At 56.1% G+C, this 24,345-nt stretch carries 23 protein-coding genes; 13 read left to right on the plus strand and 10 right to left on the minus strand.

Annotated features, from left to right (window positions below; translation table 11 throughout):
• The first annotated feature begins 2 nt into the window (after positions 1–2).
• Complete coding sequence (locus AC097W_RS14550) at positions 3–941, plus strand: ABC transporter substrate-binding protein (protein WP_479603330.1); 939 nt, start codon at positions 3–5, stop codon at positions 939–941.
• Positions 938–2,857: an ATP-binding protein gene (locus AC097W_RS14555; RefSeq protein WP_479603331.1), complete on the plus strand. Its 1,920-nt coding sequence runs from the start codon at positions 938–940 to the stop codon at positions 2,855–2,857. Before AC097W_RS14550 ends, AC097W_RS14555 begins: the two co-directional genes overlap by 4 nt.
• 23 nt (positions 2,858–2,880) lie before the next feature.
• Here AC097W_RS14555 and AC097W_RS14560 read toward each other — a convergent pair whose 3' ends face one another.
• Both AC097W_RS14560 and AC097W_RS14565 read right to left on the minus strand, forming a co-directional pair.
• Positions 2,881–3,522, minus strand: coding sequence for a response regulator (locus AC097W_RS14560; RefSeq protein ID WP_479603332.1), 642 nt, complete (start codon positions 3,520–3,522; stop codon positions 2,881–2,883).
• Between the two features lie 104 nt (positions 3,523–3,626).
• Positions 3,627–5,696 carry a sodium-translocating pyrophosphatase gene (locus AC097W_RS14565; RefSeq protein ID WP_479603333.1) on the minus strand — a complete coding sequence of 690 codons (2,070 nt, stop codon included), beginning with the start codon at positions 5,694–5,696 and terminating at the stop codon, positions 3,627–3,629.
• A 251-nt stretch (positions 5,697–5,947) separates the two neighbouring features.
• Between AC097W_RS14565 and ppa the strand changes: the two genes are divergently transcribed.
• Entirely contained in the window at positions 5,948–6,484 is a 537-nt protein-coding gene (gene ppa, locus AC097W_RS14570) for an inorganic diphosphatase (RefSeq protein WP_479603334.1), read from the plus strand.
• Between the two features lie 168 nt (positions 6,485–6,652).
• Here the strand turns inward: ppa and AC097W_RS14575 are convergent, their stop codons facing one another.
• Entirely contained in the window at positions 6,653–7,444 is a 792-nt protein-coding gene (locus tag AC097W_RS14575; RefSeq protein WP_479603335.1) for an esterase/lipase family protein, read from the minus strand.
• A gap of 214 nt (positions 7,445–7,658) precedes the next feature.
• On the opposite strand from AC097W_RS14575, the gene AC097W_RS14580 reads away from it, so the two are divergent.
• Complete coding sequence (locus AC097W_RS14580; RefSeq protein WP_479603424.1) at positions 7,659–8,168, plus strand: chemotaxis protein CheW; 510 nt, start codon at positions 7,659–7,661, stop codon at positions 8,166–8,168.
• 40 nt (positions 8,169–8,208) lie between these two features.
• Positions 8,209–9,957 carry a methyl-accepting chemotaxis protein gene (locus AC097W_RS14585; RefSeq protein ID WP_479603336.1) on the plus strand — a complete coding sequence of 583 codons (1,749 nt, stop codon included), beginning with the start codon at positions 8,209–8,211 and terminating at the stop codon, positions 9,955–9,957.
• Between the two features lie 20 nt (positions 9,958–9,977).
• Here the strand turns inward: AC097W_RS14585 and AC097W_RS14590 are convergent, their stop codons facing one another.
• Positions 9,978–11,177: a GNAT family N-acetyltransferase gene (locus AC097W_RS14590; protein WP_479603337.1), complete on the minus strand. Its 1,200-nt coding sequence runs from the start codon at positions 11,175–11,177 to the stop codon at positions 9,978–9,980.
• Between the two features lie 62 nt (positions 11,178–11,239).
• Between AC097W_RS14590 and AC097W_RS14595 the strand changes: the two genes are divergently transcribed.
• Entirely contained in the window at positions 11,240–12,916 is a 1,677-nt protein-coding gene (locus AC097W_RS14595) for an NAD+ synthase (RefSeq protein WP_479603338.1), read from the plus strand.
• 53 nt (positions 12,917–12,969) lie between these two features.
• On the plus strand, positions 12,970–13,308 hold the full coding sequence (locus AC097W_RS14600; RefSeq protein WP_479603339.1) for a P-II family nitrogen regulator: 339 nt from the start codon (positions 12,970–12,972) through the stop codon (positions 13,306–13,308).
• Between the two features lie 16 nt (positions 13,309–13,324).
• Here the strand turns inward: AC097W_RS14600 and AC097W_RS14605 are convergent, their stop codons facing one another.
• The 5 genes from AC097W_RS14605 to AC097W_RS14625 all read right to left on the minus strand — a co-directional run bounded on the left by AC097W_RS14605 (position 13,325) and on the right by AC097W_RS14625 (position 16,041).
• A complete protein-coding gene (locus AC097W_RS14605; protein WP_479603340.1) occupies positions 13,325–13,738 on the minus strand; it encodes a diacylglycerol kinase in 414 nt (137 codons plus the stop codon).
• 5 nt (positions 13,739–13,743) lie between these two features.
• Positions 13,744–14,238, minus strand: coding sequence for an RDD family protein (locus AC097W_RS14610; RefSeq protein ID WP_479603341.1), 495 nt, complete (start codon positions 14,236–14,238; stop codon positions 13,744–13,746).
• Between the two features lie 87 nt (positions 14,239–14,325).
• The gene (locus AC097W_RS14615) at positions 14,326–15,030 is read right to left on the minus strand and encodes a DUF3106 domain-containing protein (protein WP_479603342.1); all 705 of its coding nucleotides are present in this window, start codon (positions 15,028–15,030) and stop codon (positions 14,326–14,328) included.
• Positions 15,031–15,046: 16 nt separating this feature from the next.
• Positions 15,047–15,478: a DUF3619 family protein gene (locus AC097W_RS14620; protein WP_479603343.1), complete on the minus strand. Its 432-nt coding sequence runs from the start codon at positions 15,476–15,478 to the stop codon at positions 15,047–15,049.
• Positions 15,475–16,041, minus strand: a complete 567-nt coding sequence (locus AC097W_RS14625; protein ID WP_479603425.1) for an RNA polymerase sigma factor — start codon at positions 16,039–16,041, stop codon at positions 15,475–15,477. The genes AC097W_RS14620 and AC097W_RS14625 overlap by 4 nt, the downstream gene beginning before the upstream one ends.
• Before the next feature lie 297 nt (positions 16,042–16,338).
• Here AC097W_RS14625 and AC097W_RS14630 point away from each other — a divergent pair, with 297 nt between their 5' ends.
• The 6 genes from AC097W_RS14630 (at position 16,339) to AC097W_RS14655 (ending at position 23,525) form a co-directional block, all read left to right on the plus strand.
• Entirely contained in the window at positions 16,339–18,138 is a 1,800-nt protein-coding gene (locus AC097W_RS14630; protein ID WP_479603344.1) for an acetolactate synthase 3 catalytic subunit, read from the plus strand.
• A gap of 103 nt (positions 18,139–18,241) precedes the next feature.
• Positions 18,242–18,733 carry an acetolactate synthase small subunit gene (ilvN, locus tag AC097W_RS14635; RefSeq protein ID WP_479603345.1) on the plus strand — a complete coding sequence of 164 codons (492 nt, stop codon included), beginning with the start codon at positions 18,242–18,244 and terminating at the stop codon, positions 18,731–18,733.
• 70 nt (positions 18,734–18,803) lie between these two features.
• Positions 18,804–19,820, plus strand: a complete 1,017-nt coding sequence (gene ilvC / locus AC097W_RS14640) for a ketol-acid reductoisomerase (protein WP_479603346.1) — start codon at positions 18,804–18,806, stop codon at positions 19,818–19,820.
• 138 nt (positions 19,821–19,958) lie between these two features.
• Entirely contained in the window at positions 19,959–20,774 is an 816-nt protein-coding gene (gene pssA / locus AC097W_RS14645) for a CDP-diacylglycerol--serine O-phosphatidyltransferase (protein ID WP_479603426.1), read from the plus strand.
• A 33-nt stretch (positions 20,775–20,807) separates the two neighbouring features.
• Positions 20,808–22,346: a 2-isopropylmalate synthase gene (locus AC097W_RS14650; RefSeq protein ID WP_479603347.1), complete on the plus strand. Its 1,539-nt coding sequence runs from the start codon at positions 20,808–20,810 to the stop codon at positions 22,344–22,346.
• Between the two features lie 147 nt (positions 22,347–22,493).
• Entirely contained in the window at positions 22,494–23,525 is a 1,032-nt protein-coding gene (locus AC097W_RS14655) for a serine hydrolase (RefSeq protein ID WP_479603348.1), read from the plus strand.
• Between the two features lie 11 nt (positions 23,526–23,536).
• On the opposite strand, the gene AC097W_RS14660 is transcribed toward AC097W_RS14655, so the two are convergent.
• A complete protein-coding gene (locus AC097W_RS14660; RefSeq protein WP_479603349.1) occupies positions 23,537–24,325 on the minus strand; it encodes an IclR family transcriptional regulator in 789 nt (262 codons plus the stop codon).
• Positions 24,326–24,345: the final 20 nt, after the last annotated feature.

Raw genomic sequence — 24,345 nt, forward strand, 5'->3', positions numbered from 1 at the left:
CCGTGACGCGCACCTTGCTCAAATTAATGGCGTGCTTTGTGTGCATGCTGTGCTGGGTGGGTGTAGTCCATGCGGCGGGCGTTGCTATTGTTCTAAGCGAACGCAGCCCCGGGTATACCGAGGCAGCGGAAGCCATGGTGGCAGAGTTGGCACGAGGTGGGGTGGCACGTTCAGACATCGTTCAAGTGTCCGCGATGGACTTGACCCATGCCGACGTTGTCGGAACAGCTGCGCCCAGGGTATTCGTGACGCTGGGTGCAGAGTCCCTGCAGCGTTTGCTGAACCTCGAACCACGGGCGCCAGTGGTTGCTGCCCTGATTCCTCGCAGCGGTTTCGAGAGAGTGGTCCGGGAATGGGGGAGAAAGGCCTCGACCCCAGTCACCGCGCTGTATCTGGATCAACCCTTTGGCCGCCAGCTGGACCTCTTGCGGCTCGCACTTCCTGAGGCCCGACGGGTTGGCGTCATTTGGGGGCCTGAGTCCGTGTTGCAGCAGTCCGCGTTGATGGCTGCTGGGCAAGCACGCGGCATGACGGTGGTCAGTGGTGCTGTGGCTCTCAATGGTTCGCTGTTTGCAGGCCTCAAAGCGGCGCTGGATGACGCCGACGTGTTGCTTGCGGTTGCCGATCCACAGGTCTTTAACAGTGGCACGGTTGCCAACATTCTGTTGGCGACTTACCGGGCACGGATCCCTGTGCTGGCTTTCTCGCCCGCCTACGTCAAGGCCGGTGCGCTCTTGTCTCTGCACACCGCTCCCGACCAAATCGGCGTCCAGACGGCGGGTATCGTTCGGGGTATTTTGCTAGGTGGTGCGGTGCCTGCTGCCCAATATCCTCTGGATTTCCGTGTCAGCGTGAATGTGCACGTCGCCCGTTCGCTGGGCCTGACACTGGATGAGGTGGCGTTGTCAGACCGGTTGCACCGGCTGGAAAAAAGGCCGTGAATTTTAATTCGCTTCGTGTGCGAATGCTGGTCGCCGCGTTGGTGCCGGTGGCGCTGGTCGTGGTGGCGCTGGTCAGCGTATTCTGGTTAAACCGTCTGGCTGATCTTGAGGAGACACATAGTCAGCGGGAAAAGTCCTTGCTGCAGCAGGTTGTGACAACCAGCGAATACGGCCTGTTCTCCGGTAATGTCGAAAGCCTTCAGAGTGTGGTCAACGCCATGCAGACCGATGTGGATGTGCGATCTGCGGCAGTATTTGATTCGCGTGGTGTTCTCTTGGTCAGCGTCGGTTTTCCGGTTTACAAGACGCTGGCGGAGCTGTCGGATTCAAAATACGCATCGCGTCAGCGCCAACGGGGCGTTGACACCTTGTTAGCAACGATCAGTTCAACCAAAGTTCCCCTGGATGACTTGTTTGCCGGGCAGGGTGAGGCACGTCCTGCGCAAGCGCTGGTTTTGGGGCACGCTGTTGTGGAGGTGTCGCGCGACAGCCTGCGTGCGCGTCAGCGGGACATGTTGCTCCTGTCCGTGGGGGTGGGCTTGCTTGGGCTGCTGCTGGGCGGATTGCTGGCTACCCGTCTGGGAGAGGGCGTGTTGCAGCCGATTCTGCGCATATCACGCAGGATTGAGGGCATTGGTCAGGGTGAATTTTCCGGAGATACGTCGATCAAACCCAATGACCCGTTGTATGGGCTGCAATTGAAGCTGGACCAGATGGCAAGCCGTCTTCAGTGGGGGCGTGATGAACTGGAGCAGCGCGTAGCGACAGTGACCCACGAGCTGCGATTGAAGAAGGATGAGGCTGAAACAGCGACGCTGGCAAAATCCCGCTTTTTGGCGGCCGCAAGTCATGATTTGCGACAGCCCACCCACGCGCTTGGACTGTTCATCTCCCGCTTGGGACAGCTGCCGTTGGATGGACAGGCCAGTCTATTGGTTGGGAGTCTTGAGCGCTCCGTTCAGGCGATGCAGGACTTGCTTGACGGATTGCTGGACTTGTCCCGTCTTGAATCGGGCGCCGTAACCGTTCACAGGCAAGCAGTCAGAGTGCAGGATTTGTTGGATGCCATACGTTCTGCACTTGAACCCGCTGCGGCGGAAAAAGGCCTCCACTTGCGAATTCGTTCGAGCGCCTTATGGGCCATGACCGACTCAGTGCAGCTGCAACGAATGGTGATGAATTTGACCCATAACGCGATTCGCTATACCGACAAAGGCACCGTGCTGCTGGCATGCCGGAGAGTCGGTGACGGGAAGCATCTGCGTATTGAGGTGTGGGACAGCGGCATTGGTATATCGGAAGAACACCAGACCGACATTTTCAAAGAGTTCTATCAGGTTGGAAACCCGGGACGTGAGCGGACTCGTGGCTTGGGTTTGGGACTCAATATTGTGGAGCGCAGCGCCCAATTGCTGGGCCATCAGGTGACTGTGCGATCTACCTTGGGCCACGGCACCCGCTTTGCCATTACGGCACCTATTGCAGAACCGGTGAACAGTGACTGGACCGCGCCCGAGCCTGTGATCGCAGTGATGGGCGGACTAGAGGGTTCACGGGTGTTGGTGCTGGAAGACGATGCGCTAGCACTTGAGGCCATGGTGGGTTTGTTGGGCTCCTGGGGCTGCAACGTGCTGGCGGCGCAGGCCGTAGTGCAGGCCCGTGAATTCATGCAACCGGAGTGCTTGCCGGATGTGATTGTCAGTGACTACCGTTTGGGCGATGGCGACGACGGTTTGAGCGCAATCGCCGCCTTGCGGGGGCTGGCGGGCAAGAAGATTCCTGCTTGTCTGATGAGCGGAGACACCGATGGTGAATTGATGCAGGCCGCTCGAGATGCCGGTCTGACACTGCTGCACAAACCTGTGCGACCCGCCAAGCTAAGAGCCCTTTTGCGCCGCTTGGTTGCCGTCGCCTGATTTGACCTGACTTTGGATTCAGCTTACTGGGCAGCCGTCGTTGGACGGTAGCCTCGTCTCGCTGCGGCAACTACCGCTTGGGTACGGTTTTGCACGTCAAAATGCCGCAAGATCGCTGTGACGTGGGACTTTATCGTCTCCTCTGAGATGCTCAACGCTTCACCGATTTCCCGGTTGGAGCGCCCATCGAGCAAGCCGTGAAGCACCAATTCCTGGCGTTGCGTCAAAGATGGTTTTTCCGGACCTGCAGTGGATGATCCATTCGGTGCTGCTGTTCCCAGTTCGGGTGGTAGATAAACATCTCCGACCAGCACCTGTCGAATCGCACTCAGCAACTCATCGCTGAGGCTGGATTTGGTGACAAAACCGGCGGCGCCAGCTCGCAACACCTGCCGCATGATCTGCAGGTTGGCTGAACCGGAAAGCATGACTACGGGCAATTCGGGGTGGCGTTGCCCCAAAATGTCCAGTGCGTCCAGACCCGTCATGTCGGGCAAATGGTAGTCCAGCAATATCAAATCCAGATCGCGGTGGGATGCAGCCTGTGCGAATGCCTGAGCGCAAGTGCCGGCCTGCAGAACTTCCACGTGCTCGTCAAGGCCTTTCAGCACTTGGCACAGGCCTTCACGCACCAGGCTGTGATCATCAACGACAAGAATTTTCACGGTTTTTTTGGCGGAAGAGCGCAACAGAGCGCAGACGGATGTTAACGCAGTGCCGTGACAAACGAAAAAGCCCGCTTGCGCGGGCTTCGCAACGCGGGTGGGTATCAACCGCCGTGAATTTTCATCATTAACGGCACGATGAGGAGTGCCACGATGTTGATGATTTTGATCAACGGGTTGATTGCCGGGCCAGCGGTGTCCTTGTAGGGGTCGCCTACGGTGTCTCCGGTGACGGCCGCTTTGTGGGTTTCAGAGCCTTTGCCGCCGTGGTGACCGTCTTCAATATATTTCTTGGCGTTGTCCCAGGCGCCACCGCCGGTGCACATGGAAATGGCCACAAACAAGCCGGTGACGATGGTACCCATCAGCAGCCCGCCCAAGGCCGCTGGCCCCAGCACCAGTCCAACCAGAATGGGGGCTACCACGGGCAACAGACTGGGGATCATCATTTCCTTGATGGCCGCCGTGGTGAGCATGTCCACAGCGGTGTCGTACTCGGGCTTGCCCGTGCCGTCCATGATGCCTTTGATGTCGCGAAACTGGCGCCGCACTTCCACGACTACCGATCCCGCCGCGCGCCCGACCGCTTCCATGGCCATGGCACCAAACAGGTAAGGGATGAGTCCTCCAATAAACAAACCAATAATGACCATCGGGTTGCTCAAATCGAACGTGATGTGGCGGCCGTAGGCTTCAAGTTTGTGCGTGTAGTCGGCAAACAGCACCAATGCGGCCAGGCCGGCGGACCCAATGGCGTAGCCCTTGGTGACGGCTTTGGTCGTGTTGCCCACGGCATCCAGCGGGTCTGTGATGTCGCGAACGCTCTTTGGCATCTCGGACATCTCTGCGATGCCACCCGCGTTGTCTGTGATAGGGCCGTAGGCGTCCAGTGCCACCACAATACCTGCCATGCTGAGCATGGACGTTGCGGCAATGGCAATGCCATACAAACCGGCCAGCGCGTAGGCGGTGTAAATTGCAATGCACACAAAAATAACGGGCCAAGCCGTAGAGCGCATGGAGACGCCCAAGCCAGCGATGATATTGGTGCCATGGCCGGTGGTCGATGCCTGAGCAATGTGCTGCACCGGTGCGTATTGCGTGCCGGTGTAGTACTCGGTAATCCACACCAGCGCCGCAGTCAGCACCAGTCCGACCGCGCAGGCGCCAAAGAGTTTCATTTGTGCGCCAGTGCCGCCCAGAGCATTGTCTGCAATCATGGATTGCGTCACAAAGTAGAAGGCAATCAACGACAAGATGCCCGCCACCGCCAATCCTTTGTAAAGGGCTGGCATCACGTTTTTCATTCCAGGTGACGCCTTGACGAAGAAACAGCCAATGATGGAAGCCACAATCGACACCGCACCTAGCGCCAGCGGATAGACGACTGCACTCATGCCGCCGCCTGTGACCAGCAATGCGCCGAGCACCATGGTGGCAATCAGTGTGACGGCGTAGGTTTCGAACAGGTCGGCGGCCATGCCGGCGCAGTCGCCCACGTTGTCGCCGACGTTGTCGGCAATTACAGCAGGGTTACGCGGATCATCCTCGGGAATACCCGCTTCGACTTTGCCCACCAGGTCGGCACCCACGTCTGCCCCCTTGGTGAAGATGCCTCCACCCAGACGGGCAAAGATCGAAATCAGTGACGATCCGAAAGCAAAACCGATCAGTGGATTGAGCAGTTGCACCAGATTTTTGTCGGGGGTCAGATTGCCATTGCCGACGAGGACCCAGAAAAAGCCGGTCACCCCCAGCAGGCCCAAGCCCACGACCAGCATCCCGGTGGTTGCACCGCCACGAAAAGCGACGTCCAGCGCGGGCCCAATGCCCCGAGTGGCAGCCTGCGCCGTGCGCACATTGGCGCGAACGGACACATTCATGCCGATAAAACCGCAGGCGCCTGACAAAACGGCTCCTACGACGAAGCCAATGGCACTCAATTGGTCCAGAAAAACGCCGATCAGAATGGCCAGCACCACGCCCACGATGGCAATGGTTTTGTATTGTCTGGCCAGGTAGGCGCCCGCACCGGTTTGAATAGCGGCTGCAATCTCCTGCATGCGTGCATTGCCTGCGTCCTGGGAAAGAATCCAGCTGCGTGCCCAGAAGCCGTAACCTACGGCAATGAGCCCGCAAACAAGCGCGAGAATCAGCGCTGAGTTGCCTGTCATAAATAGTTCTCCTCATGTTGTTTCGCTAGGGAAGGGCGCCACGCTAACGGTACCCCGCTGCGTTGCTTCCTCGTGAATCCCATGGGAGAGACGATTGGCCAACTCGCGGACTGTAACTTGAAAAAAAGGCTTTTTCTGGAAGCGCAAGGCGGGCGTCAGTAAAATCAGGGTTAATCCTAGGCTCGAGCCTTGGCCCACCATGACCCTGGTGCCTCTCGTGGCACAAAACACCTACAAAGCGGAGTAAATACATGTCCCTGGACAAAGTCACACCTGGCAATAACGTACCTGAGTCCTTCAATGTCATCATTGAAATTCCGATGAACGCCGACCCGATCAAGTACGAGGTTGACAAGGAATCGGGTGCCATGTTTGTGGATCGTTTCATGACTACGGCCATGCACTACCCGACCAATTATGGGTATGTGCCCAAAACCCTCAGCGGTGATGGCGATCCGGTTGACGTTCTCGTGATTACGCCATACCCCTTGTATCCCGGTGTGGTCGTGCCGTGCCGCCCCATTGGCATTCTGATGATGGAAGACGAAGCCGGCGTGGACGGAAAAGTGCTGGCGGTGCCGACCGACAAGATCTTGCCGATGTATACCCACTGGCAAAAAATTGAAGACGTGAACCAGATGCGCCTGAACGCCATTGCCCATTTCTTCGAGCACTACAAAGACCTCGAAAAAGGCAAGTGGGTCAAGGTTCTGGGCTGGGAAGGCCTGGACTCTGCCAAGAAGGAAATCCTGGACGGTATTGCTAACTACAACAAGCAAAACCCCTGAAAGGGACGGGCACTAGGGCCGGGCGTGAGTGGCAGTGTCCTGACACCCGGTCCTGCAATTTAGTGGCCTAAATTGGCCTTAGCCCCCGTGAATGCTGCGCGGGCAGCTATCAAAAAAATAGCGCCTGAGAAGTTCGTCAGGCGCTATTTTTGTTTGGGCGCGAGGCGTCTAGCGATTGGGGTCTGGATAGATCAGCCGCTGCAGGCCGGCCGTGCGGTCAAACTGCTTCCACTGTTTGGGGTGTTGCGCCAATCGGTCGGCGACAGCCCACCAGGCGCTGGGGTTCACTCCCAGGCCAACGTGACTGGCATAAACCTCCACATTTTCGGTATGGGGGTTTCGCTTGCAGGGCTGCTGGATGCTGGCGGACCACGCCACGACCCCATCGGTTCGCGAGTAGATGGACGTGGTCGGCATGGGCGGCGCAGCCGGCAGATCAAATTTCTGGGTTGCTGCCATGATGTCCTGCCCGCTGGCCAACTCGAAGAATCGCCATGCGTTGGTGCGTCTGTGCGAACCGGAAAAAGGCGTTCCCATCGTGATCACGCTACGTACACAATGGGGTAACTCCTTGGCCAGTTCCCGGGCGTAGATGCCGCCCAGACTCCAGCCAATCAAACTGATCTTGTTGCCGGTGGATTCAAACGTGTCGATCACCTGTCGTTTGGCCGTTTCCAGAATGCCGGCACGCGGGCCAAAGTTGTGCCCCTGGTTCCAGCCGGACACGTCGTAACCGAGGCTTTGCAGATAGCCACGAAGCGGTGCTGTGGAGCCATCACTGGCCGACAGCCCGGGAAAAACAATGACCGAATGACCATCTCCGGCCGGAGCACGCATCAGCGCAGGCCAGCTCGGAAGCACCGTCCAGAATTCGAAGGCGGCACGAAGCTCGAGCGCGACCAGCAATGCGCTGGGGGGGGTGTGGTGCTCACTGGTATCTTGTTTTCGCACATTTGCCATGAACTGGAATCAGCCTGTGAGGGCGAGCGTGAAGTAGTACTGACCAACACATTAGCAGGGATTGATATCGCCCATCCGGGTATCAGGCGTGCAATTCGGGGTCTTATCAGGATTCGGGTCACATTGGTGACTGGGAGGGTCGCCGTGTATGATCATTCGGCCCCGTTATTGCACACCGCGCATCGTGGTCTTCAAGGAAAAATCGATGGAAACTATGCAAGCATCTTCCTCTCTGGACCGTCTGGCAGCAAGCCCGAATCAGCCGATTGCCGAATCCGGGCAGTACCTGATCTTGCGTCTGGGCGAAGAGGAGTACGCCATCGACATTCTCCGGGTTCAAGAGATCCGCTCGTATGAAGAGCCCACCAGAATGGTCAACTCCCCCAGCTTCATCAAGGGCGTGGTGAACTTGCGCGGCGTTATTGTTCCGATTGCTGATTTGCGGCTGAAGCTGAGCATCGCGAAGGTTGAATACAACGAGTTCACCGTCGTCATTATTCTCAACGTGCGTGGATCGGTGATTGGGGTCGTCGTGGATGCCGTGTCCGATGTGGTGACGCTGGACTCAAAAACCATCAAGCCTGCGCCACAGTTTGAATCGCCAATTGAATCGCGCTTTATTGTCGGGCTTGCCAGCGTCGGGGATCGCATGCTGATTGTCATGAACATCGAGGCATTGGTGAGCAGCGCCGAGATGGGACTGGTTTCAACCCAGCCGGTTTGACGCACAACACTCTGTTTTTTTGTCTTTGGAACGGTTACACATGAATTTTTCTAACACCAGAATAAGTGTCAAGTTGGGCCTCGCATTTTTCGTGATGGTGTTGCTGACCGCGGCAATCGGTGGCTTTGCCTTGGTGCAGCTGGCTCGCATCAATGCCAATACCGAGGAGATGGCGAGCAACTGGTTGCCCAGTATCAAATATGTGGGTGAAATGCAGGGTTTGCTGAACGATTTCCGCCAGGCCGAGACCCAGCATGCCATGGCTGTCGTTGCAGAAGACAAGAAAACGGAAGCGGATCGCATTGCCGCTGACAAAACGAAACTGTCCGGCGTCGGCAAGAAATTCGAAGCTTTGGTGAATACGCCAGCCGAAAAACAGGCTTGGGAGAAATTCGGCAAAGACCTTGCGGCGTATTACGCAATCAGTACCAAATTATTGACCCTGTCCGATATCGGGCCAGCGGAGGCGCAGGCTACCACGGAGTTGTTGAACGGAGAGTCGCGTGCGGCGTTCAGTGTGCTGTCCAAGAACATCGGTGAGATGAATGCGCTCAATTCGAAAGGGGCCGATGACGCATATGTGGGTGCTCAGCGGACCTACACCGGTTCACAGTGGAGCGTTGCACTGCTGCTGGGACTGACCGTTGCGTTGGCTGCCGCAATGGCGGTCTGGATCACCCGCCAGATTACCAAACCCATCGAGTTTGCCGTGGGAGCTGCCAAGGAGTTTGCCGGTGGCAATCTGACGCACGCTCTGCATCCCCAAGGATCTGACGAGCCTGCGCAGTTGCTGCACGCACTGGAGTCGATGCGGCTTGCTTTGGCCAAAGTTGTATCGAACGTGCGACAGGGATCGGAAGGCGTTGCGACCGCCAGCGCCGAAATTGCGCAGGGTAACCATGATCTGTCTGCCCGCACGGAGCACCAGGCCAGCGCGCTTGAACAAACGGCGGCCTCCATGGAAGAACTCGGCTCCACTGTCAAGCAGAACGCTGACAGTGCCCGTCAGGCCAACCAGTTGGCCTTGAATGCGTCCACTGTAGCGGTCAGGGGCGGTGAAGTGGTGAGCCAGGTCGTCGAGACCATGAAAGGGATCAACGAGTCCTCCCGCAAAATTGCCGACATCATCAGTGTCATCGACGGCATTGCGTTCCAGACCAACATCCTGGCCCTCAATGCTGCGGTGGAAGCGGCACGGGCGGGTGAACAGGGTCGTGGCTTTGCCGTGGTGGCATCGGAAGTGCGCTCACTGGCCGGGCGCAGCGCCGAAGCCGCCAAAGAGATCAAAACGCTGATTGGCGCCAGTGTGGAGCGTGTGGAGCAGGGCACCACATTGGTGGATCAGGCTGGCGTCACCATGACCGAGGTGGTCAGCAGCATCAAGCGGGTCACCGACATCATGGGCGAGATCAGTGCGGCCAGCAATGAGCAAGCCCTGGGTGTGGCCCAAGTCGGTGAAGCCGTCACCCAGATGGACCAGGCCACACAGCAAAACGCGGCCCTTGTCGAAGAGATGGCGGCGGCGGCGAGCAGCCTCAAGAGCCAGGCACATGATCTGGTGGAAGTGGTTGCGGCGTTCAAGCTCGCGGATGGCAGCCACTCAAGTGCACCGGGTTTTTCGCCCCCCAAGGCCGCCGTGCGCTCCAGCGTACCCAAGGCGACGCCTTTCAAGGGTGTGGAGCGCCGGGCTGCAGGCGTGACGGGTAGTCCGGCACAGCGCGCTGCACCGGCACCGAGAGTCAGCGTCAAAGCCACTCCAGCCGGTGGAGACGACTGGGAGTCATTCTGAGCGGTTGCCAGACCTGGTTTTCAGGGCCCTTGTCTGAAAGGGCTTCTCTCCGTCAGGTCGTCCAAGTAGTTGCTGATTCCCTGGTCTTCACGCTCCAGAAATCGGGCAACCGCATCGGCAAACCCGGGATGGGCCAGCCAATGCGCACTGGTCGTTTTGACTGGTAGCAGAGCGCGCGCCATTTTGTGCTCTCCCTGCGCACCGCCTTCAAAGCGGAGGTAGCCGTTTTCAATACACCATTGGAGGGGCTGGTAATAGCAGGCCTCGAAGTGTAAGCAGTCCACGCGTTCCAGCGCACCCCAGTAGCGGCCGTAGGCGACCCTGTTTGGGTTCTTTGAGTCAATATTGCCCGTAGCCCCCGTGGAATGTGCGTCAATAGCTATCAAACTGCTAGCAATGGGCTGGTCGTCGCGCTCTGCAATGAAGAGCAGCCAGTGCTGGGGCATGGTGTCGGCCATACGCTGAAAGAAGTCGCGATTCAGGTACGGTGCATTGCCGTGCTCAAGGTAGGTGCGTTCATAGCAATGGTAGAAAAAATCCCAGTCCGCACTGGAAATATCAGCGCCCTGGATCGTGCGGAACGTGATGCCAGCGTCCCGCACCTTGCGGCGCTCTTGCCGTATTTTCTTTCGCTTCTCTTGTGAGAGCGACCCCAGGAACGCGTCGAAGTCCGCGTATCCGGGTGACGTGTTGGTCCAGTGAAACTGCACCGTGTGCCGCAACATCAGCCCAGCCGTGGCGCAGGCGGCTATGTCGGCGTCCCCTGCAAACAGCAGGTGAAGGGACGACATGCCGCTTTGTTCGCACCACTGCACCAGCGTCTGCACCAATGCGGCGCGGGCGTGGTCATTGCGCGCCAGCAAGCGTGCACCTGGCACGGGCGTGAAAGGCACCGCCACCACGGCCTTGGGGTAGTAGGCCAAGCCATGCTGCTGGTAGGCGTTGGCCCAGGCCCAGTCAAAAACATACTCACCATACGAATGGTTTTTTGCGTACACGACGCAGGCAGCCTCCAACTGACCGCCAGCCTCCAGGGTGATGAAATGGGGTGCCCAGCCCGTGTCGGGCGTGGCACTGCCGCTGGCATGCAACGCCGCCAGGTAAGCGTGGCGCATGAAAGGGCTGGGCTCTGACTGCGCGTACAGCAGGTCGTCCCAGGCCTGGGAATTCAGCTCCAGAGGCGAAGTCCGTACCCGAATGACATAATCAATCTGAGCCATGCTGCTGCCCTTGCCTGGGTACTGCGAACGCAGCACGGCCATTAACGAAACGATACTGGTTCATGACTCTCAAACTGTGCGTTGCGCAACTTAATTTCATTGTGGGCGACCTGGACGGCAACGCCCAAAAGATCATCGCGGCAGCGCAACAGGCGCACGCGGACGGTGCGCGGCTGCTGCTGACTCCCGAGTTGTCGATTTGCGGCTATGCGGCCGAAGACCTCTTCTTGCGTCCTGCATTTATTCATGCCTGCGATGATGCCGTGAAAGCAGTGGCCCGGGCGCTCGCCGGGCTAAAAGACATGACCGTGGTGGTGGGCCACCCCACCGGGGGCGATAGCCGCACGCGCTCGGTGGCAGTGCAAAACCGCTTCAATTCGGCCAGTGTGCTGCGGGAAGGACAGGTTGTGGCCACCTACGCCAAGCGCGAGTTGCCCAATTACCAGGTCTTTGACGAGCGCCGCTATTTCACGCCTGGTAACGGTGTTTGCGTGTTTGAAGCGGGCACGCCAGGCGAGCGAATCCGTGTCGGACTGCTGATCTGCGAAGACGCCTGGTTTGAGGAACCCGCCCGTTTGGCCCAGGAGGCGGGTGCCCAGATGCTGGCCGTCATCAATGCCTCGCCCTTTCATGTGGGCAAAGGCTATGAGCGCGAAGACACCATGGCGGCCCGCGCCCGCGCCACCGGCTTGCCGCTGGTCTATGCCCATCTGGTGGGTGGGCAGGATGAAGTGGTTTTTGAGGGCCACTCGTTTGTCTTGAACGCCAACGGCTCCGTCGCAGGTCGTGCACCCAGTTTTAAAGAAAATATGTTCGTAGCCCTCGTGGAGCCTGCGCAAGCAGCTATGAATATCATAGCAATGGTGGAGCCGATGCGCACCCCCGAGCAGGATTTATGGGACGGGCTGGTGCTCGGTGTTCGGGACTACGTGGGCAAAAACGGCTTTCCCGGTGTGATTTTGGGACTGTCCGGCGGTATTGATTCGGCATTGGTACTGGCGATTGCCGTGGATGCGCTGGGCGCCGACAAGGTGCGCACCGTCATGATGCCATCGCCCTATACCGCCGACATCAGCTGGCTGGATGCCCGTGAAATGGCTGCGCGCATGGGCGTACGCTATGACGAGATTTCCATTGTTCCGCAGTTCGAAGCCTTCAAGTCCTCCCTGGCCAAAGAGTTTGCGGGCTTGGCCGAAGACGCGACCGAAGAAAACATCCAGGCCCGCATTCGTGGCACCTTGCTGATGGCGCTGAGCAACAAACTGGGCAGCATGGTGCTCACCACCGGCAACAAGTCCGAGATGGCCACAGGCTATTGCACCCTGTATGGCGACATGGCGGGTGGTTTTGCCGTGATCAAGGATTTGGCCAAGACACTGGTGTTCAAAATGGCGCACTGGCGCAATGCCCACGACCCCTACGGCACCGGCAGCAACCCGATTCCGGAGCGCATCATCACCCGCCCGCCCAGTGCCGAGTTGCGCCCTGATCAGACCGATCAGGACAGTCTGCCGCCCTACGAGATACTGGATGCCATCGTGGATCGCTATATGGAAAACGACCAAAGCATCGAAACCATTGTTGCAGCCGGATTTGCACGGGCTGATGTCGAGAAGGTCACACGTCTCATCAAGCTCAATGAATACAAGCGACGTCAGGCCCCGGTTGGAATTCGGGTGACGCACCGCAGCTTTGGCAAGGATTGGCGTTATCCTATTACCAACCGTTTTCGCGCGTGAATTAACATTGTGTGGGACAGTCGGTGCTGACGTCCTCAACTGATTGGAAAAAAATGAAACAAATTACCGCCATCGTCAAGCCATTCAAACTAGAAGAAGTGCGTGAAGCGCTGGCTGAGTGTGGTGTGACCGGCCTCACCGTGACCGAAGTCAAAGGGTTTGGCCGCCAGAAAGGACACACTGAGCTGTACCGTGGGGCCGAGTATGTGGTCGATTTTCTTCCCAAGGTCAAGGTGGAAGTCGTGGTGAAAACCGATGATGTTGAGCGTTGTGTGGATGCCATCGTCAAGGCAGCCCGTACCGGCAAGATTGGTGATGGCAAGATTTTCGTCACCAGCGTGGAACGCGTCGTGCGCATCCGCACCGGTGAGCAGGACGAGTCCGCAGTCTGATTGTTGCGAAGGGTGGCTATGTGAAGCGGTGAAGCGCCGCTGCTGCCCAAATGCCCGCACACAGTACCAGGCTCAGCAGCACCGCGGCGCTGCCCATATCCTTGGCCCGCTTGGACAAGTCGTGCCACTCGGGGCCAATGCGGTCAACAGCAGTTTCTACTGCCGTGTTGAGCAACTCCACCACCAGCACCAGCACTACACAGGCGGCCAGTAAAGCGGTTTCCACCCAGTTGCTGCCCAGCCAAAATGACAGTGGCAGCATCACCAATGCAGCCAATGCCTCTTGGCGGAACGCGGTTTCGCCCCATCCCGCACGCAAGCCAGCCATGGAGTAGCCTGTGGCATGCCACATCCGGCTCAACCCAACGCGGTCTTTTTGAGGATTTGCGGGTTTGCTGGAAGTGGCTGGTTTAACGTCGGCAGGGTGCATAAATATCAGCGGCTGAGCGGTTCGGAAGAAACCAGGCGGGTGCCAGCCCAGGCATCGTGCCAGAACTGCCCCTGCGGCTGCAGCCGGCTGAGTAACGCCCAAAAAACGACCCACCCAAGAAAAATGACAGCTGATTCTGGCCCGCTGAGATGAAAAGGTGAAATCGCGATCAGCGGCGGCAAAAACCAGAGCCAGCTCAGGCAATAGCGACCCAAGGCCCTGGCTTGTGACACAGCAAGTCCATGGCGATCGACCAGCCGGATATGCCAGGTTTTCATTGCAAGGGTTTGCCCTTTTGCCCAGAACCAAACGAAGTAAATGCCAAAAATAACGAACAAAAATGCCTGCAAGGCATTGCGGTTGTCCATTGCGTTGCGTGTTTGGCTCAAGGTGCCAAAGAGGTATCCGGCCAAAAAAACCACACCGAACATGAGCATGCCTTCATAGGTCCAGCATGCCATTCGGCGCCACAAGCCGGGAGTTTTAAAGGTGTTTTTCATCAGGATAAGAGTCAAATGGACGCCCGATTGTAGGCGGGCATTCGCAGGCCTTACCCTGCTCCGGCCTGGCTTAAAAGCGGTCCGGAATCAGTTCTGGGTGGCAGACGTACCGGGGGCTTGACGCGTTGGCTGCGGCAGCAAGGTGTTGCGATCCAGGGTCTGCTTTGGTGCCAGCTGGGTACGATCTTCCGCAGGTGTGTGGCGGGTAATGGGAACCGTCGTCAGTCTTTCCGATGGCACTGGCTTAATCCTGATTGCCGCACCTTTGGGCTTTTCGCCGGCTTCAGCCGCCAATTTCTTCTTCTCTTCCGGGCTGAGCGCCTGGTAAGTCTCCCAGTCGGCCGTGCGCTCAGACGGGGAAAGTTTCTTGGTTTCGGCAAAGTTTAGCCGTGCCTGTTCGCGCTCGCGTGGTTTGAGCGCAGCCCACTCAGCCATGCGGCCTTGCAGCTTTCCCTGCTCTGCCGGTGCAAGTGACGGGTAATTCTGCGCAAGCGCTATCCATTTGCCCTTGTGCCCCTCACTCAATGAATCCCAAGTACCCGCCAGGGGACGCAGCGTCTGCTGCTGCACGCCGCTGAGTTCACGCCATTGAGGACCGGAAGGTTTGACGAAGGTTTGAGGTGCGGATGACTGTACCTTGGGCGCAACTGACGCACTGCTACTCCCCCCGGTTTGTGACCAGGCCATGGAAGTTGTAGCGACCAGCCCAGTTGCCATCAACGTCAATACGGCAACTGAACGTTGCAGCGGTCGGCGGGAGGGAATACGCGAGAATGAATCAACAAACAACATGGTGTCTCAGCAACCGTCAGTCGCGGCGATTCAGGTTCAGAAAATGCAGAAAACCCGGATCGGTGTAAGCCGCAGGAGGAAGGTCGTCGGTGAGCAACTCAACGTCGACAGCCGCAATTTCACTCGCTCGTTTTTGGTCCTGAAGGACGGCGATGGTCAGCAGACCCGCAATCAACGCAAACAAAGGGACCAGTGAAGCTATCCGGTTCCACAGGCTGCGATCGTTTCCGCCCATGTGTAAAGCCGCTGCCCCACCATTTTGGGAAACACCAGACGCAACTTGGAGTTTGACTACCTTTCGTATTGATAGTGCCTGCATCCGCGCAGCCTTAAGACGTTCTGAGATGTCGTTGGGCAAGCTCGCAGTTGATTCTGACAGGCGAGCCGCGATACGGCTCCCGAATTTGTCCTCGAAGTTGTCGTGTAAGACCAAGTGCATATTGTTCATAGTTTTAATCCCTTTGCGCTCAAAGCTTTTGCGAGAGCATGAACGGCCCTGGAGCAGTGTGTTTTGACACTGCCCTGGGAACAACCCATGGCTGCAGCAGTTTCTGCCACATCCAGCTCTTCCCAGTAACGCATCAAGAAAGCTTCTCGTTGACGCGCAGGTAGTTGCTGGATCTCAATTTCGATCTCACGCAAGGTTTGTGCCCGTTCAGTCTGAGTTTCGGTACTTTCATTCTGCTCAGGGCTGTTTGACGCGTGCAATGTTTCCAGCAGGTCGAAATCCCCATCTTCGTTGGCGGATTCAAAATCTCCCATATTGGTAAACAGGGCGTTTTGTGTCTTTTGCCTGCGGAACCAGTCCAGTGTGCAGTTGGACAAAATTCGATGAAAGAGCATTGGCAGCTCTTCAACTGGCTTATGTCCGTAATGCTCAGCCAGCTTCATCATGCTTTCCTGAACGATGTCCAGAGCGGATTCCTCGTTGCGAACGTGATACACCGATCGTTTAAAAGCGCGCTTTTCTACGCTTTTCAGAAATTCGGAAAGTTCGAGTTCAGATGCCAATTGTGACAAGCCAACGAAAAAAGGGATGTTGTACAGAAACGCTGAGACAAGAAAGGTCTTCACGTCCTGCTACTTGGCAGAATTATGGCACCCGCTTCGTTCATATCGCTGGCGTATTTTTGAAAATACGGCGACTCAGTGCGATAATACCGGTTGCAATCAAAAGGCAAACGGATTTTGGTCCGGCGCAATATTCAATGCGCCCATGGCCCTAATCTTAAGTTCCGACGCGACTCCACAAGTGTTTGCGAAGGGGCACCCAAGGTTTTTCGTCAGAGAAATTCACAAAGGTTCATCATGGAAATTTCCAAATCCGAAATCGCGTCGGCTGCTGCCACTTCCGCCACAGTCAAGACACAGGGTGTTTCACCCGCGTCGCAAGAACTCCGGGGTGCTGAAATCCTGGTCAAGGCCCTTCAGGCCGAGAACGTCAAGTACATCTGGGGGTACCCAGGCGGAGCCGTACTGCACATATACGACGCTTTTTACAAGCAGGATTCGATCCAGCATATTTTGGTGCGCCATGAGCAGGCGGCGGTGCACGCTGCCGATGGTTATGCCCGTGCAACCGGAGACGTGGGCGTGGCGCTGGTCACTTCAGGTCCTGGTGTGACCAATGCGGTTACGGGCATCGCTACTGCCTACATGGATAGCATTCCCATGGTCATCATCACGGGACAGGTGCCTACGCATGCGATTGGCCTGGATGCGTTCCAGGAGTGCGATACCGTCGGCATCACCCGTCCAATCGTTAAACACAATTTTCTGGTGAAAGATGCGCGCGACATCGCTGAAACGATGAAGAAGGCGTTTCACATTGCCCGCAGCGGCCGTCCGGGCCCTGTCGTTGTGGATATCCCAAAGGACGTCTCCTTCAAGAAGGTTCCTTACACGGGCTATCCCACTTCTGTTGAGATGCGTTCTTACAACCCAGTGCGCAAGGGGCACGGTGGACAGATTCGCAAAGCTCTGCAGTTGTTGCTGGCAGCCAAGCGTCCCTACATTTATACCGGCGGTGGGGTTCTGCTGAGTAACGCATCCGCAGAGTTGCGCACTTTGGTGGATATGCTGGGATATCCCTGTACCAATACTCTGATGGGCTTGGGCGCCTATCCGGCAAGCGATCGCAAGTTTTTGGGCATGCTGGGCATGCATGGAACTGTTGAGGCCAACAATGCGATGCAAAACTGTGATGTTCTGCTCGCAGTGGGTGCTCGCTTTGATGACCGTGTCATCGGCAATCCCAAGCATTTCGCCCAAAACGAGCGAAAGATCATTCATATCGACATTGATCCGTCGAGCATTTCCAAGCGCGTGAAGGTTGACATTCCCATCGTGGGCGATGTGAAAGATGTGCTCAGCGAAATGATCGCCATGATCAAGGAAAGTACAACCAAACCCGATGCGCAAGCACTGGGTGCGTGGTGGGACACGATCGAAGGCTGGCGCAAGCGCGACTGCATGAAATACAGTCTGGGCAAGGGCGACGTGATCAAGCCGCAGTATGTTGTGGAGACGCTTTGGAACATGACCAAGGACGCTGACACCTACATCACATCTGATGTGGGGCAGCATCAGATGTGGGCGGCGCAGTACTACAAGTTTGATGAACCTCGCCGCTGGATCAATTCAGGCGGTCTTGGCACCATGGGCGTGGGTATTCCTTATGCTATGGGCGTCAAGCTGGCCAAGCCCGATAGCGAGGTTTTTTGCATTACTGGAGAGGGTTCGGTGCAGATGTGTATTCAGGAGTTGTCAACCTGTCTGCAATACAACACGCCCATCAAAATTGTGTCGCTGAATAATCGTTTCCTCGGCATGGTTCGCCAGTGGCAGGAGGTCGAATACGAGGGCCGTTACAGTCACAGTTACATGGATGCGCTCCCTAATTTTGTCAAGCTGGCAGAGGCCTATGGGCATGTGGGCATGCTGATCGAAAAGCCGCAAGATGTTGAGCCTGCTTTGCGTGAAGCCCGCAAGTTGAAAGACCGAACGGTCTTCATGGACTTCAGAACCGATCCGACCGAGAACGTGTTCCCCATGGTTCAAGCTGGCAAGGGTATTACCGAGATGTTGCTGGGGTCTGAAGACCTGTAATTGGCCGCATTTTTTCTTGAACTTTATTTGACGAATCTATTGTTTGCCGAGCTCCGGTGTTACCGCATCGGGGGGAGGGCAGCGAAAAGAGGAATCTATCAATATGAAACACATAATCGCTGTATTGCTGGAAAATGAGCCAGGGGCTCTTTCACGGGTCGTCGGGTTGTTTTCGGCCCGTGGCTACAACATTGAATCGTTGACCGTGGCACCGACAGAGGATCCCAGTCTGTCCCGCATGACCATTCAGACCACGGGCTCAGACGATGTAATTGAGCAAATCACCAAGCACCTTAACCGCCTCATCGAAGTGGTTAAAGTAGTGGACTTGACTGAGGGTGCCTACATTGAGCGTGAGCTCATGATGGTCAAGGTACGAGCGGTTGGCAAAGAGCGCGAAGAGATGAAACGCATGGCGGATATTTTTCGCGGGCGAATCATCGATGTAACGGACAAGAGCTACACCATTGAACTCACAGGTGACCAGTCCAAGAACGACGCCTTTCTGGAAGCGCTTGAGCGTGCTGCAATTCTTGAAACCGTACGAACCGGCTCAAGTGGTATCGGACGAGGTGAGCGCATTTTGCGCGTGTAATTTTTTTGCGTAAGTTTGGATAGTTTTTAGCAACCAGGCGCCTTTCGCCACTATTTATTTCGGAGAGAAGATGAAAGTTTTTTATGACAAGGATTGCGACCTGAGTCTCATTAAGGGCAAGACCGTTGCCATCATTGGCTACGGAAGCCAAGGACACGCCCACGCGCAAAATTTGAACGACAGCGGCGTGAAAGTGGTGGTCGGTTTGCGTAAAGGCGGAGCATCTTGGCCCAAGGTGGAAAAAGCTGGTTTGAAGGTTGCTGAAGTGGCCGACGCCGTGAAATCGGCTGATGTGGTCATGATTCTGCTGCCGGACGAGCAAATCGGTTCGGTCTACACGAACGACATTGAGCCCAACATCAAGCAGGGTGCCTCACTCGTGTTTGCTCACGGTTTCAACGTGCATTACGGTCTGGTTACGCCCCGTGCTGACCTGGATGTCTGGATGGTCGCTCCCAAGGCGCCTGGGCACACCGTGCGCGGAACCTATGCCCAGGGTGGCGGCGTCCCCCATCTGATTGCAGTGCATCAGGATAAATCGGGCCGCAGTCGCGATTTGGCGCTGAGCTATTCCATGGCAAACGGTGGCGGCAAGGCCGGCATCATTGAGACCAATTTCCGTGAAGAAACCGAGACGGATCTGTTTGGTGAGCAGGCGGTTTTGTGCGGTGGTACGGTCGAATTGATTAAAGCGGGCTTCGAGACTTTGGTCGAAGCCGGGTACGCACCAGAAATGGCTTATTTTGAGTGCCTGCATGAACTCAAGCTGATTGTTGACATGATTTATGAAGGCGGCATCGCCAACATGAATTATTCGATATCCAACAACGCAGAGTACGGCGAATACGTCACTGGCCCGCGCATCGTGACCAGTGCTACCAAAGACGCTATGCGTCAGTGCCTGAAGGATATTCAGACGGGCGAATACGCCAAGAGCTTCATCTTGGAAAACAAGGCCGGCGCTCCTACTTTGTTGAGCCGCCGTCGTTTGACCTCGGAGCACCAAATTGAGCAAGTCGGTGAAACCTTGCGCGCAATGATGCCCTGGATCAAAAAGAACAAGCTGGTCGATCAGACTCGCAATTAACGCCTGAAAGGCGATTAGATAAAGGCCACTTCGGTGGCCTTTATTTTTGACCCCTATATGTTGCAGAGAAATCCACCTGTGACTGGCTTACACTTCGACGTTTGGCGCGCTGCCGGACAAGCTTGGCAAGGAAAATTTATGCATGATGGAACAGATTCTGGCATTACCGACAATGAGGCTGTCTTGGTGCGAAAGCGGCGCAAAGGCATCTACGTGTTGCCCAATCTGTTTACATTGGCGGCGCTCTTTGGCGGTTTCTACTCTATCGTGATGGCGATGGATGGCCGGTTTGACCTGGCTGCTGTAGGTGTATTTTGTGCCATGGTTCTCGATAGTCTGGACGGGCGGGTGGCGCGTATGACCAATACCCAGAGCGCATTTGGGGAGCAGATGGATTCCCTCTCTGACATGGTCTCTTTCGGTGCTGCGCCTGCACTTATTTCTTATGAATGGGCACTCAGGGGCTTGGGTCGGTGGGGCTGGTTTGCGGCTTTTGTCTACTGTGCTTGTGCGGCCTTGCGTCTGGCTCGGTTCAATGTGAACACGGCCGTGGTGGACAAGCGGTTTTTTCAGGGGCTTCCTTCTCCTGCCGCCGCAGCGCTCGTGGCTGGTTTTATATGGCTTTGTACGGATCTTGGCATCAAAGGCCCGACAGTCGCTTGGGCGGTTTTCTTTTTGGTGCTGTATGCCGGATTGACAATGGTGACCAACGTTCCTTTTTACAGTTTCAAGGACGTGAGTATGAAACGAAGCGTACCCTTCGTAGTCATTGTGCTGATTGCACTTGGAATAGCCGTTGTGAACATTGATCCACCTACTGTCATGTTTGGCATTTTTGTTATTTATGGTTTGAGTGGATATGCTGTGTATGGATGGCGGAAAGCCAAGGGTGTTCAAACCAGTTTGATTAGTACGTCGACCGACGAGCCAGATGAACGTGGACTGCACAAGTAAATCGGGCATCAAACGAATAAAAGGAGTTTTGAATTGGCTGACAAACTAATCATTTTTGACACCACATTGCGTGATGGCGAACAATCGCCGGGTGCATCCATGACGCGCGATGAGAAGTTGCGTATTGCCCGCCAGCTTGAGCGATTGAAGGTGGACGTCATTGAGGCTGGTTTTGCGGCAAGTTCCAACGGAGACTTTGAAGCCGTCCAACTGATAGCCAACACCATCAGGGATGCCACAATTTGCTCGTTGTCACGTGCCAATGACCGCGACATTTCGCGAGCGGCTGAAGCGCTCAAGGGTGCAAATAGCGCTCGCATTCATACATTCATTGCAACTTCGCCATTGCACATGGAGAAGAAGCTGCGCATGACACCTGACCAGGTGTTTGAGCAGGCCAAGCAGGCGGTGCGATTTGCCCGGAATCTGGTTGCGGATGTTGAATTCAGTCCGGAGGACGGCTATCGCAGTGATGTCGACTTTTTGTGCCGGATCTTGGAGGCCGTCATCAATGAAGGCGCCACGACCATCAACGTCCCCGATACGGTGGGATATGCGATACCAGAGTTATACGGCAACTTTATCAAGACCCTTCGGGAGAGAATTCCTAATTCCGATAAGGCAATTTGGTCTGTTCATTGCCACAATGATTTGGGCATGGCCGTGGCGAATTCTTTGGCAGGGGTCAAGATTGGCGGGGCACGTCAGGTGGAGTGCACCATAAACGGTCTGGGCGAGCGTGCCGGGAACTGCAGCCTTGAAGAGGTTGTGATGGCCATTAAGACGCGGCAGGACTATTTTGGACTGGAGCTGGGCATCGATACCCGTCACATTCTGGCGGCCAGCCGCATGGTCAGCCAAACCACCGGCTTTGTTGTGCAGCCCAATAAGGCCGTGGTGGGTGCCAATGCATTTGCCCACGCCTCGGGCATTCACCAGGATGGTGTGCTCAAGGCGCGAGACACCTATGAAATCATGCGCGCTGAGGATGTGGGGTGGACCGCCAACAAGATTGTTTTGGGAAAGTTGAGCGGTCGAAATGCGTTCAAGCAGCGCTTGCAGGAACTGGGCGTTCAGATGGAAAGCGAAGCAGACATCAATGCCGCATTTGCGAGATTCAAAGAGCTTGCAGATCGCAAAAGTGAAATTTTCGATGAAGACATACTCGCCTTGGTGAGTGATGAGAGCGTGACGCACGTCAAGGAGCAGTACGGTTTTGTTTCCTTGTCGCAGCACAGCGAGACCGGCGAGCGGCCACAGGCGAGCATAGTATTTACCGTAGACGGCAAAGAAGTCAAAGGCTCCTCTGAAGGCAATGGACCTGTGGACGCTTCGCTAAAAGCCATTGAGGGTCACGTTAAAAGCGGCGCTGAAATGGTGCTTTATTCCGTCAATGCAATCAGTGGTTCCACAGAGAGCCAGGGCGAGGTGACCGTGCGTCTGCAAAATAGCGGAAGGGTCGTCAATGGCGTCGGCTCGGATCCCGATATCGTGGTCGCTTCCGCAAAAGCATACCTGAGTGCACTCAATAAGTTGCACAGCAAAGCGGATCGCGTAGCCGCGCAGGGTTAGGGTGAACCCCAATTGCTTACTAATTTGTTGAAGTTTGTCGCGCAAGTAGTTGATCTTGCGTGACTTTTCTGATTAAACTCTCGTTACACGGTTAGGCTGTTGGCCAGATTTCTGGTAATTCGCCTTGCTGCAGCGTTGGAACACACCATGAAACGACTCTTTTCCCGGTTGGGGCTGCTTGTTGTGCTGTCTACGATGGGCATGACGCCTGTGTATTCGGCCACATCTCAACACCCATCGGGCGCAGAGAAGCCGCGTCTCATCAAACGCACGGCAGCGAAGGGTCATCTTGTGCGAAAGCGCGTGGCTGTTCGCATAGCAGCGGTTCCAAAAGCACCGTCCTTTGGGCAGTTGGCCGGATTGCATGGCGGACGCGATGCACTGGATTTGAAGTCAAGTGTGGCATTTGTGGTCGACCAAGATACAAAAGAAGTGCTGTTCCGAAAGAATGAACTGGCGGTGCTACCTATTGCGTCCCTCACCAAGCTCATGACTGGCTTGCTAATCAGCGAAGCCAAATTGCCAATGGACGAAGTGATCGAGATCACCCAAGCCGACGTGGATCTGGAAAAAGGGAGTTCATCGCGCCTGAGCGTTGGTACCGCGTTGACCCGAGGGGAGTTGTTGCATCTGGCGTTGATGTCCAGTGAAAACCGAGCGGCACACGCGTTGGGGCGCAGCTACCCAGGCGGATTGCCAATGTTTGTAGGGTTGATGAATTCGCGGGCCAAGACGCTTGGAATGAATGACACCAGCTATGTTGAGCCCACCGGACTGTCGAGCAAAAATCAGTCGAGCGCGCGAGATCTGGCGACTTTGGTGAATTTCGCTTATGGCGATCCGACCTTGCGTGAACTGTCGACGTCTACTGGTTACCAAGTTGCCGTAGGACATCGTACGCTGCAATACAACAATACCAACCGGCTGGTAAAGAACCCGGCTTGGGACATCGGGCTGCAAAAGACGGGCTACATCAACGAAGCTGGCCAGTGTCTGGTTATGCAAGCCAAAGTAGCGGGCCGAAAAATCATCATGGTATTTCTGGATTCGGCAGGAAAACTCAGTCGTCTTGGCGATGCGGAGCGTGTCAAGCGCTGGGTTGAATCCATTCCAGCGGTGGCGAACAAGACCTCGCCCGTGGCCAGCATTCACCCAGACCACCCGGTTATTTCCAACTGATCTTTAGCGAATTACCGAACCGTGCTGGGCTTGTGTCCCAGTGCTTCGGAAATAAGTCGTGCGGTTTCTTTGAGTTTGGGTAGCCAACTCTCTTCCATTCGTCCCGAGGGGGCTGAAATCGAAAGCCCGGCAATAAGTTTGTTCTGGTCATCGTACACACCTGCAGCCATGCAGCGCACCCCGAGCTCCAACTCTTCGTTGTCATTTGCCTGGCCATATTGACGGACCTTGGACAGTTCCCGCTCCAGATCTTCCAATTGCGTAATACTATTTTTGGTGTGCCCTTGTAAACCTGTGCGCGCGGCATAGGCGCGAATCCGCTGGGGATCATCCGCTGCAAGAAATAGCTTGCCGACCGACGTGAGGTGCAAGGGGGCACGTCCTCCAATGGCTCGAACGACCTGCATTCCGGAGCGTTCACTGTAGGCGCGCTCAACGTAAATGATTTCGTCTCCTTGGCGCATACTTAAATTGACGGGTTGCTGGGTAAGCTTGTGAAGCTCTCGCATCGGAGCCACGGCCGCATCACGGACGTTGAGCCGTCCTTTGACCAAGTTTCCCAATTCAAGCAGTCGCATTCCCAGCCTGTAACTGCCTGCCTGGGGACGATCTACAAAACGGCCAATCGCCAGATCATTCAGGATACGGTGGGTGGTTGACGGATGGAGCCCTGCTTTTTCGCTGATTTCCTTCAGCGACATGGCTTCCTCACGCGACGCGAGTACGTCGATCAGCGTAAACATGCGTTCGAGTACCTGAACGGCGGGAACACTGGGAATGTCGGGGTCTTTTTTTGCCATGGTGCTTTCTTTGCCCCTAT

This window comes from Rhodoferax sp. GT1R46, from assembly GCF_056521285.1.